Below are 13,181 nucleotides of genomic sequence, written 5' to 3'. Positions count from 1 at the left end.
CAGATAATCGAGCCCATCTTTGAACCGGACTTCCATCCATCAAGCTACGGCTATCGCCCGAACCGCTCCTGCCAGATGGCGGTTGCCAAAGCAGAGCAGTTTCTCAGGCGATATGGACTAACTTACGTGGTGGACATGGATCGCCGGGGCCCTGCACGCTGCCGAGGGCTACCTGGGTGTGGGGCGCCGGATTCAGTTTGAGCGGGGCGGTGCCCTGGTGGTGGATGTGGACAAGCTGCCCATGCTCACCTGCCGCGATGGCGTGTTCCGGTAGCAGCTGGGCAGAAGCGAAAGTGGGGGAGGTTGTGCCCACTAGGGCAGCCAAAACCACCACAACCCACGCGTACCGTTTCATGGCTGGTACACAGTTTCGCCGTCCTGGGGGCGGATGAGGTTGAGAAGGTTGTCAAGTATACTCTGTATGTCGGCCTCAATGACAAGGACACCTACCAGCAGGAGATTCCCACGGAAAGGGCAGAGGCGCTGGTGACGGAGATTGCCCTCAGGTATGTGGAGGCCTTCACCCTGATCGGGGCCAGGGGTGTCTGGACGGATGAGCTGGGCGTTCCCACCTACGAAAACACCCTGGTTCTGGAGTTCCTCTACGCCACTGAGGAGCAGATCGACCAGATCATGGCCGAGGTTCTGGTGGCGCTGAACCAGAACTCCATCCTGGTGGAACGGCAGGAGGTGGACTGCCGCTTTTTCTCCAGAGCCAATCTAGCTGCAGCCCTGCCTTAGGCAGGAAGGCCTCCCCCCGGCGGGGAGGTTAGTTTTTTTCTTCGGCTGTGCTACAATAGCTGTGGGAAGATAGGTAGAAAGAAGGAAACAAGTGACGGACAACCTTTGGACGAACAAGTACTTTGCTGCAGTGATGGCCGTGATCGCCTGCATCCTGTGGGGGAGCGCCTTTCCCGTTTTGAAGGTAACCTATGCGGAGCTGGGCCTTGGGCCCCAGGACGTCTCAGAGCGCATGCTCATCGCCGGGGCCAGGTTTTTCCTGGCGGGGCTCATGGTTTTTGCCGTGCAGAAGCTGCTGCTGCGGGAACCGGTGCAGGTGCCCCGCGGGCAACTTCCTTCCCTGCTCCTTCTGGGACTGGCCCAAACCGGCCTGCAGTACTATTTCTTCTACAACGCCATTGCCGTGGTAAGCGGTATCAAGGGTGCCATCCTCAATGCGGTGGGCAATTTCTTTGTGGTGGTCATCGCCCACTTTCTCTACACCAACGACCGCCTCAACTTCGGGAAGGTGTTGGGCCTGATCACGGGCTTTGCTGGCATCGCCCTGGTCAACTGGCGGCCCGGCACCGCCATCAGCTGGGAGTTCACCCTGCGGGGGGAGGGCTTTATGATCTTGGCCGGCCTGACCAGCGCCTTCGGCACCTTTGCCGCCAAGGGGCTGGGCCGAAGCCTCAACCCCGTCACGGTCAACGGCTACCAGCTCACCTTAGGCTCCCTTCTGCTTCTGGCCCTGGGCGGGCCCGCGCTTGTGCAGGGGAGCCTGCGAACCACGCCTCTCTTTTGGGTTTTGTTTCTCTACTCGGCGCTTCTGTCTGCCGCGGCTTTTTCCATTTGGTATACCCTGCTCAAGCACAACAAGGCGGGGGAGATCACCATCTACAGGTTTGCCATCCCCATCTCCGGCGCAACTCTGTCGGCCCTTTTTCTGCCGGGGGAGCGGTTTACCCTCTCCATCTTCGCCGCCCTGGTGCTGGTGGCCCTGGGGATCGCCGCGGTAAACAGCTGGGAGCGCTCATCTAGGGGCCGGAAGGGTTCGCAGCCCCTGGGGTGAAACCCGGAGGTGGACCACCTGGAGCCTAATTTGATGGAACAACTTGTAAGCTCAGCGTCAAATACCTATACTTCACGGTAAGGGAACGCGGCGGGGCTGATGCGGCTCTGCAGGGATGTAGGGGGAAAAGGGTTTGAAGCGCGGGATCCAAGGTTTGAAGATTGAAAGGGCGGCGCCGGCCGACCTAGAATCCGCTTACAAGGTCTTTGAGGAATCCATAGCCGCGGCCTTTGCGCAGGAGGGTATCAGCCAGGATGCGCCCGCGGAGATTGAGTACAAAAAGCAGCTGATCCGCAGCTCTGTGCACGAAGATGCCAGCGCTTTCATCTTTTTTGTGGCCAAGGTGGGCGGCAAGGTGGTGGGCACCATCTCCTACGGCCCCTGCGGCGATGACATCCGCCGGTGCCTAGGAGAAGAGCTGGAGGATCTGGGTGAACTGGGCAGCATCTATGTGCTGCCGGGTTTTCAAGGCCGGGGAGTCGCTTCGGCCTTGATCGCCGCCATGCTGGAGTATCTACAGAGTCGAGGGGTCAGACGGTTTTACCTGGACTGCGGGCTCAAGGCCGCGCAGGAAAAGTGGCTCAGGAAGTTCGGCCAGCCCTGTAAACGGGTTAAGGACTACTGGGGCGAAGGCTCAGATCACCTCATCTGGCTGTGTGCCGTGGAGGACTTCATCGTTTGAGGGACACCGGGCCGTAGTGAACTGGGAAACAGGGATGGGAGGAGAACAGTGCGTTTACAAGATCGCAGCTTAGTCATTCGGGAGGCCACCGCTCAGGATTCAGAACTCCTGTGGCGGTGGTGGAACGACGGGAAGGTGATGGAACACGCTGGGTTTCCCAGGGGTTTGGGGATCACCAAAGAGGCCGTCTTAAAGCTGCTCACGGACGGGGATCCTAACCAGCACAGGCTGATTCTAGAAGTGGACTCCAGGCCCGTGGGGGAGATGAACTACCGCAGCCTGGGTGAGGGCGTCGCCCAGATTGGCATCAAGATCTGCGACTTCACACAGCAGGGTAAAGGATACGGGCCCCGATTTCTGCGCCTGCTCATCCGCCATCTCTTTACAGAAAGAGGTTACACCAAGATCGTCTTGGACACCAACGTGAAAAACACCCGGGCACAGCACGTCTATGAGAAACTGGGCTTTCGGAAGGTGCGCACCAGGATTGACGACTGGCGCGATCAGCTGGGCGAGCTCCAGTCTTCCATTGACTATGAACTGACTGCTGAGGACTTCAGGGATGAATAGGGAAGCTGCCTCCGTTCAGACGGCTAAACTTACCTATCTGGCCTTCGCTGCGATTATGGCGGCGTGGATCGGCGCCTGGCTGCTCAAGATCCATCTGGAGCAGAACCTGAGCTGGCTCTCAACCGGCCTGGGCAGTTTCCTCTATTGGTCAGCCGCCAAGCTGCTTATCTGGATCGCTCCCGCCGTGTGGCTCCTGAGAAAAGCTGGCCGCAGCATCCGGGAGGTTTTCAACTTAGCCAACTGGAAAGCTTGGTTAGCTTGGGGAGGGGGAATCGGGCTGCTTCTTGCCCTCACCGGAATCATCCCCAACTACCTCCAGGGAAAGGCCATTTTCCCCACCAGTTTTGATTTCGCCCTCCTCAACGTTCTGGTGATTGCTCCCACCTTCGAGGAATTCCTCATGCGGGGAGCCATCCAGGGCAGCCTCACCAAGCGCTATTCCTTCGCCACAGCCAACGTGATCACCTCCGTCCTGTTTGTCCTGCTGCATGTCCCGGGCTGGTACTTCATGGGGGTACTGGCGGAGAACCTGACCAGCCCCGTGGGCGGGGCCCTGTCCATTTTCCTGGTCAGCCTGGGATTCGGCTACGCCGCCCACCGGTCCCGCTCGGTGATGGGGGGAGTTTTGGCCCACTTGTTGAACAACTTCTTTTGAGGGATTCCTTCCCAGGGCTGCCAGAAATTGAAACAATTGCAATTTGCGATGGAAGGGGTCAAATATGGAGATTAAGCTGTATCTGCAGCGGGTGTATGAGGAACTGCACGCCCATCCCGAGCTGTCGCTAGAGGAAGTGTGGACGGCGGGGTTTGTCGCGGACGAACTGAGGGGGATGGGCTTTTCTGTTTCTACTCAGGTGGGCGGCCACGGCGTGGTGGGGCTCTTGGATTTGGGAGGTGCCGGACTAACTCTGGCCCTGCGCTGTGATATGGATGCCCTGCCCATAACCGAAGAGACCGGTGCGGACTTCGCTTCCCGGAACCCCGGCGCGATGCACGCCTGCGGCCACGACAGCCATATGGCCATGGTTTTGGCCGCCTGCCGCTATGCCGCTGAAAACAGGGGACGGCTCAGGGGTAAGCTGCTGGCCATCTTCCAGCCCGCGGAGGAAGTGGGGGCGGGGGCCAAGGCCATGCTGGAGGCAGGGCTTTTCCGACAGCAGAAGCCCGATCGGTTGGTGGCGATCCACAATCTGCCCGGCCTTGCCACGGGCATGCTGGGTCTGCAGAGCGGGCCCCTTACGGCTTATACCGATAGGTTCAAGGTCACTTTTTGCGGGGTAGGGGGCCACGGGGCCATCCCGCACAAAACTAAGGATCCCATCGCCATGGCTACCGCAGGGGTGCAGAACGCCCTCGCCCTAACCCACAGGCGCAGGGACCCCAGTTTGCCAGGGGTGCTGTCCTTCGGCGTTATCCAAGGTGGAACTAGCTTCAATATCATCCCGGAGCGGGTGACCCTGGAGGGCACGGTGCGCACGGTCCAGGCCGATGACCGGGAATTGATGATCCGCCTTTTGCACCAGGCCTTCCAGGCGGCCGCGGATCTGCACGGAGGGTCCTACCAGCTGGAGTACACCAGGGGCGTTCCGGCGGTGGTGAACAATGCAGGTGTGGTGCAGGAGCTCTCTGGTTTCTTTGCAAGTCAGATCCCGGAAGTTCCCGTGGCTTCCGAGGGCCTGGCCAGCCTCATCGGGGAAGATGTATCCTATTTCCTCCAGGAAGTCCCCGGCGTGCTGCTGTACATCGGCTCCGGACGGGAAGGGGCAGTGAATGAACTGCACAATCCCCGTTTCTTGGTGCCCAGGGAAACGCTGATCACCGGGTACAAGGCTTTAGCAAGCGTCATCGAGGGTTATTTATCTAAAGAAGGAGGCCTCCCGGGTCAAGAAGAATAGGGGGATATGGGTAACCTGGATAGGAAAGAGGGATGCCTGCTTCGTCTGTCCAGTGTTACCAAGGAATAAATGCAAGCTGGGAGGGAAAGCAGTGGCCCGCACAAGGACTTATTCTTTCGGCGCGTCCACCCGGGAGGCCCATGATGCTTCTCAGTTTTACAGCCGCAATCTCTACAGCCACGATCTGGTCTCCATCTTCACACAGCTCAGGGAAGTGCTCACCGCCGAGGGGCCCAAAAGTGTCCCGGAGCGGCCCCGGGAGGAGTGGGTGAACCGCATATTCTGCCACAGTTCCGAGGATATGCGGCACATTCCCGACGGCGCCGTGGGCCTGGCTTTTACCTCACCTCCCTACAATGCCGGCAAAGACTTCGACGAAGACCTGGACCTTTTGGAATACCTGACGCTCATCGCCAATGTGGGCAGGGAGGTCTTCCGGGTGCTCACCCCCGGCGGGCGCTACGTGATCAACCTGGCCAACCTGGGCAGAAAGCCGTATATCCCCCTCCACGCCTATTTTTACGGCATCCACACCGCCCTGGGCTTCCAGCCCTTAGGGGAGATCATCTGGCAGAAAGGGGAGGGCATGAGCGGCAGCTGCGCCTGGGGCTCCTGGATGTCGGCTAAGGCGCCGCGTCTTAGGGACATCCACGAATACCTCTTGGTCTTTGCCAAAGGGGAATTCGGCCGGCCCGACCGGGGTGAATCGGACATCTCCCGGGAGGAGTTCATGAGCGGAACGCTTTCCATCTGGCGCATCCAGCCCGAGTCCGCCCGCAAGGTGGGCCATCCCGCCCCCTTCCCGGTGGCCCTGGCGGACCGGGTGATCAGGCTCTTTTCCTACACGGACGATGTGATCCTCGACCCGTTCTGCGGATCCGGTACCACCTGCCTGGCCGCGGCCTTAAGCGGCAGGCCCTATGTGGGCTATGACATCGTTCCGGAGTACTGCGAGCTCTCCCGGGAAAGGATAGCGGAAGCCCTGCGGTTTCCCAGCCTGCCCTTCCCGGATGTCAAGGACTAGCGCCTAGGCGGCCTTCCCTGCCCAGCGGGGAGGGCCCTTTTTGCTGCAGCTGCGGAATAGATTTCCCCTTTCCAGGTAGGCTAAGCGTTAGGAGGTGGATTGCATGCACATCAACCTGACGCAAAAGGAGCGCCTGCTCCTGGAGGACCAGAAAAAACACGAAGAAATGTGCATCGAAAAGTACACGAGCTACGCCAGCCACGCCCAGGATCCGCAGCTGCAGCAGCTGTTCAGAGAGTACGCGGCCCAAGAAAAGCGGCACCTGGACAGCATCAACCAGCTCTTGAGCGGTAAGATTCCCCAAATGCAGCAGCAGGGCCAGACCCAGACCGCCCCGCCGCAGCCCCAGGACCGTTCCATGCCGGGGTTTGGGCAGGGGCAGGCCAGTGATGCAGCCCTCTGCCAGGATCTGCTCATGACGGAGAAGTACGTGTCCAGCACCTACGACACGGCCATCTTCGAGTTCACAGACCCCCAAGCCCGCCAGGTGCTCAACCACATCCAAAAGGAGGAGCAGCAGCACGGGGAAGGAATCTTCCACTACATGCAGAGCAGAGGCATGTACAAGCCGCAGTAACCAGGCGGTCTCAGGTCCCGGTGATACCGGGGCTTTTTTTGTTGCGGCCGGTACTGCGCTGTTTTTTTACCAAAAAAAGGGTTAGCACCGGCCCTTCACTGTGGTAAAATTTCCTGCAGAATAAGTTCAGGGTGGAACTGGCGTTAGGCGGCAGCAAGCAGAATGGGGAGTGAAAGCGTGACCAAGTTCATCTTTATCACAGGCGGTGTTGTGTCGGGCCTGGGCAAGGGGATCACTGCAGCCAGCCTGGGCCGGCTGCTGAAGCAGAGGGGCCTTCGGGTGGCAGCCCTGAAAATGGACCCGTACCTCAACGTGGATCCTGGAACCATGAGCCCCTATGAGCACGGCGAAGTGTTTGTCACCGATGACGGCGCAGAAACCGACCTGGATCTGGGCCACTACGAGCGCTTTATGGATGAGGATCTGAGCGAGTTTTCCACCCTCACCTCGGGCCGGGTGTTTTGGAGCGTGCTCAGCCGGGAACGCTCCGGCGGCTACCTGGGCCGGACCGTGCAGGTTATCCCCCACCTGGTGGGCGAAATCATGGACTTCATCTACAAGGCCGCAGAGAAGAGCAGAGCGGAGGTGCTGATCTGCGAGATCGGCGGTACCGTTGGGGACATTGAGGGCCAACCTTTCCTGGAAGCCATCAGGCAGGTTTCCCTGCAGCAGGGGCAGGACAACTGCCTGTTCATCCACGTCACTCTGGTACCCTACCTCAGCTGGGCCCGGGAGCACAAATCCAAGCCTACACAGCACTCCGTAAAGGAACTGCGCTCCTTGGGGATCTCCCCCAGCATCATCGTGGCCCGCACCGACCGACCCTTGGCTGTGCAGACCAGGGAGAAAATCGCCCTGTTTTGCAATGTTCGGCCCGAGTGCGTCATCGAAAACCTCACCCTTTCCTGCCTTTACGAAGCACCCCTCATGCTGCACCGGGAAGGCCTGGATGAGCTGGTGTGCAGGGAGCTGGGGCTGAAGACAGCCCAACCTGATTTGGCGGAGTGGCAGGAGCTGGTGGAGAGGATCAAAGCCAGGTCCGGCCGGGTTGTGGTGGCCATTGTGGGGAAATACACCAGGCTGCCCGATGCCTACCTTTCCCTGGTGGAAAGCCTGCACCATGCCGGGTATGCCGCGGGGGTACACGTGGAGATCAAGTGGGTGGACAGTGAAGAGGTCACTGCCGCCAGCGCACCGGAGAAACTAGGGGCGATCGACGGGATGATTATTCCAGGCGGCTTCGGGGAGCGGGGCATCGAGGGAAAGATCGCGGCCTGCCGCTGCGCCCGGGAAAGGGGCATTCCCTTTTTGGGCATCTGCCTGGGCATGCAGGTGGCCGTGATCGAATTTGCCCGCAGCATGTGCGGATTGGTCCGGGCCAACTCAGCGGAGTTCGATGCGGATACCCCCCATCCGGTGATCGACCTGATGGAAGAGCAGAAGGGCGTTGTGGACAAGGGGGGCACCATGCGCCTGGGTGCCTACCCCTGCCAGATCCAGCCGGGCACTCTGCTGCACCGGCTCTACCGGCGGGAGCAGGCCAGCGAACGGCACAGACACAGATACGAAGTGAACAACGCCTACCGGGAGGTCCTCGGCGGACACGGCTTGGTTTTCAGCGGGACATCACCAGATGGGCACCTGGTGGAAGCGGTGGAGCTGCCGGGTCACCCGTTTTTCGTGGGCGTACAGTACCATCCGGAGTTTAAGAGCCGCCCCAACCGGCCCCACCCGTTGTTTTTGGGGCTGGTGGAGGCCTGTCTGGAGGGGAGAAGATGAGGGATTACCATCTGGAGCTGGAAGCAAGGGTGCGCTGGATCCGGGAATGCCTGGAGTCGGCAGGAGCCCAGGGGATTGTGCTCGGCCTGAGTGGCGGAAAGGACAGCGCGCTGGTGGGCGCCCTCTCCAAGCTGGCCTGCGAAGATACCGTAGGCCTGATCCTGCCCTGCCGCTCCAGGCGCAGCTACGGGCAGGACCTGGAGGATGCCCAGGCGGTAGCCTGTGCCTTCGGCCTGGAAACGCGGGTGGTGGATCTGCAGCCTGCCCTGGATCAGCTGGAAGCGGCAGCCCGCACGGCAACAAGCCCCACCCAGGCGGCTCTGGTCAACATGGCGCCGCGGCTGCGCATGGCGGTGCTCTACGCGGTGGCGGCCAGCGAAAACAGGCTGGTGGCGGGGACGGGGAACAGGAGCGAGATCTACCTGGGTTACTTCACCAAGTGGGGCGATGGCGCCTGCGATTTCAACCCCATCGCCGATCTCACCGCCACGGAAGTCGTGGAGTTCCTGCGCTTTTTGGGCGCACCCGCCTCCGTCGTGGAAAAGGCTCCCTCAGCCGGGCTTTACGATGGCCAAACGGACGAAGGGGAGCTGGGTATCGCCTACCGGGAAGTGGATGCCTTCCTCACCGGCGGCCAGGTCAGCGCCGAGGAGCGGGCCATCATCGCAAGGCTCCACGGGGCCAGCGAGCATAAACGGAGGCTGCCCCGGATGTACGGTGACCCGCGATGAAGATCAACAGGGGCTTTCTCCAACTCAACGACCGCTACCTCTTTTCCCGGATTGCCCGGAAGGTCCAGGAATACAGGGGGGAGCACCCCGGCCAGGAGGTGCTCAACCTGGGGATCGGCGATTGGACCTTGCCCTTGGGCCCTGCCGTGCTCACCGCCATGGAGCGGGCCGTTATGGAGCTGGGCAGCGCCGAGACTTTCCGAGGCTACGGCGAAGAGCAGGGCTATGCTTTCCTGCGGCAGGCTGTCTGCCGCTACTACGCCGCTAAAGGTGTGGAACTGGCGGAGAGCGAAGTGTTCATCGGGGATGGGGCCAAAAGCGACATGGGGAATATCCTGGACCTCTTTGCCCCGGAGAGCACGGTGCTCATCCCCGATCCGGTTTACCCGGCCTACCTGGACACCAACATCATGGCCGGGCGCAGCGTCAAATTTCTGGCGGGGAGCAGGGAAAACCGCTTCCTGCCCCTGCCTCCGGCTGATCTGCGCGCCGATATCGTCTACATCTGCTCACCCAACAACCCCACCGGGAGTGTCTACAGCAGGGAACAGCTGAAGGAGTGGGTCGCCTGGGCGCTGGCCCAGGAAGCGATCATCCTCTTTGACAGCGCCTATGAAGCTTACATTCAAGACCCGGACCTGCCCACCAGCATCTACCAGATCCCCGGCGCGCAGCAGTGTGCCATTGAGTTCTGCTCCCTGTCCAAAACCGCGGGGTTCACCGGGGTGCGCTGCGGCTACACCGTTGTGCCCCACGGGCTGGTCAGGGACGGCATCTCCCTCAATGAACTCTGGCTCAGGCGGCAGACCACCAAGTTCAACGGCGTGTCCTATATCACCCAGCGGGGCGCGGAAGCGGCCTTGAGCGAGCGGGGCCTCCAGGAAAGCCGGGCCAGCATCAGCACCTACATGGCCAATGCTCGGGTTATAGCCGAGACCCTGCGGGATCTGGGCTTTTGGTTCACAGGGGGCGAGAACGCGCCATACATCTGGCTCCAATGCCCGCAGGGGATGAGCTCCTGGGAATTCTTCGATCTTCTCCTCCACAACTGCGGCCTGGTGGGCACCCCCGGCTCTGGCTTCGGCCGCTGCGGCGAGGGGTTTTTCCGCCTGACAGCCTTTGCCCGCAGGGAAGACATTTCCCGGGCCATGGAGCGCCTGCGCAGCCGCTATTGAGGGCTCTGGCCCCTTTTCCGGAGGGAACGCTTGACAGGTGAAGAAATCCCGTGCTACTATTAGACCAGGTGGTTTAGACCACCTGGTCTAACTATCTGGCACGAAGAAAAGGGACGGGTCGATGCCGGGCAAGCCCCGGCGGAGGAGGTTGCAGGTGAGAAAACGGGAGTTCAACTACAGGGCACTGATAGGTGAAGACAATCCATTGCTGCGCTATCGTGAGCTGAGGGAAGCGGCCATCGATGAGTTTTCCCAGAGAAGATACGGGGATGCCTCCCTCAACGATATCCTGAAAAAGGCCGGCATGAGTAAGGGCAGCTTCTATCACCACTTTGGGGATAAATTCGGGCTTTATGTGGCCATGATGGATCTCATCACCCAGAAGAAATTGTCCTTTTTCTATCCCCTTTTGGAGCAGGGTTTGGACACCAGCGATTTCTTCGGCACCCTGAAGCTGGCCATGCGGGCCACCACCGAGTTCATGCTGGCCGATGAGCGGATGCACCACCTTTCCAACCGGCTTATGGAGGAGGACGATCACTTTCGCGGCCAGCTCTTCGGCTGCTTTGGCGTTGACTACTACCAGTCCTTTAACGATTGGGTCTACCAGGCAGTTCAGTCGGGGGAGATCGACAGCCGCTATCCACCGGAGTTTGTGGTGAAGGTTGTGGAGATCATGTTTGCCAATGTCCACAAGCTGCTCTCCGCCGGAGACCCTGAGCACCTTCTGGAAACCGCCTGCCAGGTTATCGATGTGATTCAGCATGGGATTTCCAGCAAGAAAGGGGATGCGTGATGGCCAAGGCTTTTAGCGTCAAGGACTTGCGCTTTAAGTATCCATCTGCCGCGGAAGATACCATCAAGGGCATTAACTTCGATGTGGAGGAAGGGGAGATCTTCGGGCTTTTGGGCCCGTCGGGGGCCGGGAAGTCCACAACCCAGAAGATCCTGGTGAAGCTCTTGGCGGATTACCGGGGCAGCGTTAAGTACTTCGGCCAGGATCTAAAGGCCCTGGGCCCTGCCTTTTACGAGGAAATCGGCGTGGGTTTCGAGATGCCCGTACACTTCAGCAAGCTGACTGCCCTGGAGAACATGGAGTTTTTCGCGGGCTTCTACAAGCGCACCGCGGATATCCAGGAGCTCATGGAACGGGTGGGGCTCTGGGAGCACCGCCATCGCAAGGTGGGGGAGTTCTCCAAGGGGATGAAGGTGCGCCTCAATTTCGTGCGGGCCCTGCTCAACCGGCCCCGGGTATTGTTCCTGGATGAACCCACCAACGGGCTGGATCCGAAAAACGCCAGAATTCTCAAGGACATGATCGCCGAGTACAGAAAGCAGGGGGGCACAGTGTTTTTGACCACCCATCTCATGAACGACGTGGAGCAGCTCTGCGATCGGGTGGCCTTTTGCGTGGCGGGCCAATTGGTGGAAATCAGCGCGCCCCGGGATCTGAAGTTGAAATACGGGAAGCGGGAAGTGAAGGTGGAATACAGAACCAACGGAACCCTGGCCAGCGCCGTCTTTCCCCTGGACGGCATCGGCTTCAACGAGGATTTTGGGCGCCTCCTGCAGACGCAGCAGGTGGAGACCATCCACAGCGGAGAGACTTCCCTGGAGGAGATCTTCATTATTGTCACGGGGGTGGAGCTGGATGAACACGCTGACCCGGTTGATTAAGGGTGAAGTGCAGCGGCTGGTCAGGTACAAGATCCTCCCGGTCAGCCTGGTAACGGCGGCGGTGTGGATCGCCCTCTTTTTCTTCCTTTCTCCCCAGGAAGCCCGGGGAACAGCTCCCCTTTTCATCTTTGTGGATGTGGCGACCATGTCCATCCCGCTTTCGGGAGCCGCCCACCATCTGGAAAAGCAGGATGGCACCATCCGCACCATGCTCGTCCTGCCTGTGAGTGTGGGACAGATCATCGCCGCCAAAACCGCTGCTTCCCTGGTTTTGGCCCTGGAGTCGGCGGTGCTCACAGCTGCGGCCCTCTACCTCATCCACGGGGTTACCTTCAACTACGGCCTGCTGCTGCTCTTTGTGGTGGTGGCCGGCGCCGCCCATGCGGCCATCGGGTTTGTGCTCGCCCTCAGGAGCCGGGATTTCACCTCGCTGCTGGGCCTCTTGGTGGTGTATCTTTTCATCTTTACCCTGCCCTCGCTTCTCTTCAGCTTGGGGGTAGTGGACAGCCGCTGGGAATGGCTGTTTCTGATCTCCCCGTCCGATGCCGCCAGCCGCCTGATCACTTCGGCAGTAATGGGCGAGGTCCAAGCACCGCAAGCCGCGGCAGCTTGCCTGTATCTGGCGCTTCTGGCGGCGGTGCTGTTTAGGTTTGCCGTGTTTCCCCAGTTCAAAGATAATGCGGTAAGGGGGTAAGGAGATGGGTAAATACCTGGCGCTGTTCAGGTACGAAATGAGGACATTTGGCGGGATCCGCTGAACCTTTATATGTGCGCCTTTCCCCTGATCATGCTGGGGTTGTCAGCTTACGTGTTTCCCCTGCTTTTTGCCTCCATGGATGCCCTGGAGGGGGCTGTGTTCAGGGCGGTGCTGCTTGTGCTGCTCATCGCCATCCTGGCCTTCGGATCCTTCTTCCTGGCGGCCATGGCCGCGTTCCTCCTGCTGGAGCAGAAGGACGAACACACCCTGCACACCATCGCGGTTACACCCCTGGGGGCAGGCGGTTATCTGCAGTTCAAAATGGCGTATGTCTACCTTATGTCCGTCTTGGGCAGCGTGCTGATCCTGGCGGGGACCAAACTTATCGCCGGCGGCCAGTACGTAACCATGGGCGTGCGTCTGTTTGACCGGATCGGCTGGGTGCACATTATTGCCTTCGCCGCCGTCAACGGCCTGTTTACTCTGGTTTTGGCCCTGTTCCAGGGTGCTGCGGCCAGAAACAAGGTGGAGGGTTTCGCCTTGATCAAAGGAACGGGCATCCTGGCCCTGCTGCCCGCCCTG

At 60.2% G+C, this 13,181-nt stretch carries 14 protein-coding genes and 2 pseudogenes; all 16 read left to right on the top strand.

Annotated elements, in window-relative coordinates:
* A pseudogene (locus tag ACE4YL_RS14420) lies at nucleotides 1–141 on the top strand (group II intron reverse transcriptase/maturase); the annotation flags it as partial.
* Nucleotides 142–303: 162 nt separating this feature from the next.
* A complete protein-coding gene (locus tag ACE4YL_RS14415) occupies nucleotides 304–741 on the top strand; it encodes a DUF3574 domain-containing protein (RefSeq protein ID WP_461357834.1) in 438 nt (145 codons plus the stop codon).
* 91 nt (nucleotides 742–832) lie between these two features.
* On the top strand, nucleotides 833–1,792 hold the full coding sequence (locus tag ACE4YL_RS14410) for a DMT family transporter (protein ID WP_461357835.1): 960 nt from the start codon (nucleotides 833–835) through the stop codon (nucleotides 1,790–1,792).
* A gap of 133 nt (nucleotides 1,793–1,925) precedes the next feature.
* Nucleotides 1,926–2,474 carry a GNAT family N-acetyltransferase gene (locus tag ACE4YL_RS14405; RefSeq protein WP_461357836.1) on the top strand — a complete coding sequence of 183 codons (549 nt, stop codon included), beginning with the start codon at nucleotides 1,926–1,928 and terminating at the stop codon, nucleotides 2,472–2,474.
* Between the two features lie 48 nt (nucleotides 2,475–2,522).
* Complete coding sequence (locus tag ACE4YL_RS14400) at nucleotides 2,523–3,044, top strand: GNAT family N-acetyltransferase (protein WP_461357837.1); 522 nt, start codon at nucleotides 2,523–2,525, stop codon at nucleotides 3,042–3,044.
* Nucleotides 3,037–3,699, top strand: a complete 663-nt coding sequence (locus tag ACE4YL_RS14395) for a lysostaphin resistance A-like protein (protein WP_461357838.1) — start codon at nucleotides 3,037–3,039, stop codon at nucleotides 3,697–3,699. Before ACE4YL_RS14400 ends, ACE4YL_RS14395 begins: the two co-directional genes overlap by 8 nt.
* A gap of 64 nt (nucleotides 3,700–3,763) precedes the next feature.
* Nucleotides 3,764–4,939, top strand: coding sequence for a M20 metallopeptidase family protein (locus ACE4YL_RS14390; protein WP_461357839.1), 1,176 nt, complete (start codon nucleotides 3,764–3,766; stop codon nucleotides 4,937–4,939).
* 91 nt (nucleotides 4,940–5,030) lie between these two features.
* Nucleotides 5,031–5,963: a DNA-methyltransferase gene (locus ACE4YL_RS14385; RefSeq protein WP_461357840.1), complete on the top strand. Its 933-nt coding sequence runs from the start codon at nucleotides 5,031–5,033 to the stop codon at nucleotides 5,961–5,963.
* Nucleotides 5,964–6,066: 103 nt separating this feature from the next.
* The gene (locus ACE4YL_RS14380; RefSeq protein WP_461357841.1) at nucleotides 6,067–6,540 is read left to right on the top strand and encodes a spore coat protein; all 474 of its coding nucleotides are present in this window, start codon (nucleotides 6,067–6,069) and stop codon (nucleotides 6,538–6,540) included.
* Between the two features lie 177 nt (nucleotides 6,541–6,717).
* The gene (locus tag ACE4YL_RS14375; protein ID WP_461360267.1) at nucleotides 6,718–8,319 is read left to right on the top strand and encodes a CTP synthase; all 1,602 of its coding nucleotides are present in this window, start codon (nucleotides 6,718–6,720) and stop codon (nucleotides 8,317–8,319) included.
* Nucleotides 8,316–9,050, top strand: coding sequence for an NAD(+) synthase (gene nadE, locus ACE4YL_RS14370; RefSeq protein ID WP_461360268.1), 735 nt, complete (start codon nucleotides 8,316–8,318; stop codon nucleotides 9,048–9,050). The genes ACE4YL_RS14375 and nadE overlap by 4 nt, the downstream gene beginning before the upstream one ends.
* A complete protein-coding gene (locus ACE4YL_RS14365) occupies nucleotides 9,047–10,225 on the top strand; it encodes an LL-diaminopimelate aminotransferase (RefSeq protein ID WP_461360269.1) in 1,179 nt (392 codons plus the stop codon). The genes nadE and ACE4YL_RS14365 overlap by 4 nt, the downstream gene beginning before the upstream one ends.
* Before the next feature lie 154 nt (nucleotides 10,226–10,379).
* Nucleotides 10,380–11,021, top strand: a complete 642-nt coding sequence (locus ACE4YL_RS14360) for a TetR/AcrR family transcriptional regulator (protein WP_461369738.1) — start codon at nucleotides 10,380–10,382, stop codon at nucleotides 11,019–11,021.
* Nucleotides 11,021–11,902, top strand: coding sequence for an ABC transporter ATP-binding protein (locus ACE4YL_RS14355; RefSeq protein ID WP_461360271.1), 882 nt, complete (start codon nucleotides 11,021–11,023; stop codon nucleotides 11,900–11,902). The genes ACE4YL_RS14360 and ACE4YL_RS14355 overlap by 1 nt, the downstream gene beginning before the upstream one ends.
* The gene (locus ACE4YL_RS14350) at nucleotides 11,877–12,596 is read left to right on the top strand and encodes an ABC transporter permease (RefSeq protein ID WP_461369737.1); all 720 of its coding nucleotides are present in this window, start codon (nucleotides 11,877–11,879) and stop codon (nucleotides 12,594–12,596) included. The genes ACE4YL_RS14355 and ACE4YL_RS14350 overlap by 26 nt, the downstream gene beginning before the upstream one ends.
* A 72-nt stretch (nucleotides 12,597–12,668) precedes the next feature.
* A pseudogene (locus tag ACE4YL_RS14345) lies at nucleotides 12,669–13,181 on the top strand (hypothetical protein); the annotation flags it as partial.

Source organism: Candidatus Darwinibacter acetoxidans (assembly GCF_041936445.1).
Taxonomy (GTDB): Bacteria; Bacillota; Limnochordia; order Darwinibacteriales; family Darwinibacteriaceae; genus DTU010.
Note: the sequence above shows the minus strand (reverse complement) of the source record. Positions and strands in the feature narration are given on the sequence as shown.

Bases quoted from the DNA above. Each gene is read 5' to 3' on its own strand.
- ACE4YL_RS14395 (WP_461357838.1), top strand. From the start codon at position 3,037: ATGAATAGGGAAGCTGCCTCCGTTCAGACGGCTAAACTTACCTATCTG.
- ACE4YL_RS14390 (WP_461357839.1), top strand. From the start codon at position 3,764: ATGGAGATTAAGCTGTATCTGCAGCGGGTGTATGAGGAACTGCACGCC.
- ACE4YL_RS14380 (WP_461357841.1), top strand. From the start codon at position 6,067: ATGCACATCAACCTGACGCAAAAGGAGCGCCTGCTCCTGGAGGACCAG.
- nadE (WP_461360268.1), top strand. From the start codon at position 8,316: ATGAGGGATTACCATCTGGAGCTGGAAGCAAGGGTGCGCTGGATCCGG.
- ACE4YL_RS14365 (WP_461360269.1), top strand. From the start codon at position 9,047: ATGAAGATCAACAGGGGCTTTCTCCAACTCAACGACCGCTACCTCTTT.
- ACE4YL_RS14355 (WP_461360271.1), top strand. From the start codon at position 11,021: ATGGCCAAGGCTTTTAGCGTCAAGGACTTGCGCTTTAAGTATCCATCT.
- ACE4YL_RS14350 (WP_461369737.1), top strand. From the start codon at position 11,877: ATGAACACGCTGACCCGGTTGATTAAGGGTGAAGTGCAGCGGCTGGTC.